Origin of the sequence: Adonisia turfae CCMR0081, from assembly GCF_011009555.1 — a bacterium.
GTDB lineage: Bacteria > Cyanobacteriota > Cyanobacteriia > Phormidesmidales > Phormidesmidaceae > Leptothoe > Leptothoe turfae.
Map to the genome: position 1 here is coordinate 3,189,432 of NZ_QXHD01000004.1, position 1,546 is coordinate 3,190,977.

Annotated in this window: 1 protein-coding gene and 1 pseudogene; both read right to left on the reverse strand. The window is 51.2% G+C overall.

Going from position 1 to position 1,546, the window contains the following annotated elements:
* Window positions 1–434: 434 nt before the first annotated feature.
* Window positions 435–1,052, reverse strand: a complete 618-nt coding sequence (locus tag DXZ20_RS17945) for a hypothetical protein (RefSeq protein WP_250565806.1) — start codon at window positions 1,050–1,052, stop codon at window positions 435–437.
* Window positions 1,049–1,546, reverse strand: a pseudogene (locus DXZ20_RS17950) (phosphoadenosine phosphosulfate reductase family protein); the annotation flags it as partial. The pseudogene DXZ20_RS17950 and the gene DXZ20_RS17945, both read right to left, overlap by 4 nt.

Sequence of the window (1,546 nt, forward strand, 5' to 3'; positions counted from 1 at the left end):
TCTCGCCCGCTATCTACAGCTCAATGCATTCATCTGGGCTCGAACGTCAGATGTCTGTACTCTTAACTGCTCTCGCTGATTCATCAAAGGTGCCATCTGTCTCCTAACCTCGGCTATCTGCCTTTGTATTACATGATATCTAGAGGAGCTGGGTGAAAGAGATGACAGATTATTAAAGAGGGCTATCCTGATATAAGCAAGGCGAATCTGTCTCTGGGTTAAGAGTTGCATTTGAAACTCTAAATCGCTTGCCCTTGAGCTCAGCGTAAGCAACTGAACCTGACAATCAGACAGGCCCGGGATTGACTGTTTTTGCAGTACGACTGGCCATGTTGCCTCACTTGCTTTCGATAGGGGCAGCATGGCCAGTAGGAACGAAGCCGCCAAGGAGATCGAAACTTTCATAATACAAGCCTGAGTTTAGCGCTTAAATCCTACCATCCCCCCCCCCAAACAAAACCCCCAACCAACGTCAGGGGAGATCGCGTCCTACACAGGAAATACAATAAGCCCGCCACGTCCCCAACGAGATGACGCAGCAGGCGAGACCAGGATAACACAGGGCTTGTTACTCCTTCTCCACCACACAACACTTCTCCTGGCTCCCACTCACTCTTAGGCAATGGCTGCCCACCTGGGGCCCACACCAACCCAGCCCACGCGCCATGTCCACCATTCGGATCCTGGCTATGGACTTCGTGTTGAGCGTCGATATCCAGAATGATCAGAGTGCCCTGCCGCTGGGGTTTTAAGCGATTGAAGTACCACTGAGTATCAACCCAAAACTGTTGAGGCCGCCCATCGGCTTCAACCCCCCGAACAATGTAGTTATTACCTGGGTTATGCAGCATTAAAATTGGCCGGTACCCTGCAATGCCATCACTGTGGGGTGGGACCGTGACACCTTCGAGTAAGCGGAAGTTAGGGTGGCCTTGCAGTTCGTAGATGTGGGTGTATCCCTGGGTAAATGGTTGGTGGGGGAGGGTAGTGAGGGCCTTGATCTGTTCGTAGGTGTTGGGTGGGAGAGGGATTGTGGTGGTGGCGACAATCATGATTCTAGTCCCGTAATTAATGGCTGAACATGCCCATTGGCTAGCGGCTCATCAATCCACGCATCCCCGCGTGGCTCATCTCCTGTCCATCCTTTTGGCCAAACTTCTTCACCAATGCATTTACGAATAAATAATTCTTCCATGCTGTTGATGATAGAAATTTGAGGGCGACCCTGAGAGATCGCAGCAATATTCACACGAGCCTGAACATCTAAAACCTGCTTCAGCAATTGCTCGCGCACATCCAAGCAGATGGGGCCAAATCTCCCCTGGTTTTTAACTAAGCTGCCATCCTTACGAGTTTCACCACCAGGTTTTCGTAGCCGATTCGATAATTTCCGCGCTTCAACATGAACCGCCCGCAATTCTTTCAAAGGTGATAAATACGCCCATTTCTCTTGAGCACAAACCCGAGCTAGAGCCGTGTCTTCTGTCGACACCAGTGGGCAGCCAATACAGCCGGTACGCGACGCAATGGGCTCATCTCCCTGCTC

Bases quoted from the DNA above. Each gene is read 5' to 3' on its own strand.
- DXZ20_RS17945 (WP_250565806.1), bottom strand. From the start codon at position 1,052: ATGATTGTCGCCACCACCACAATCCCTCTCCCACCCAACACCTACGAA.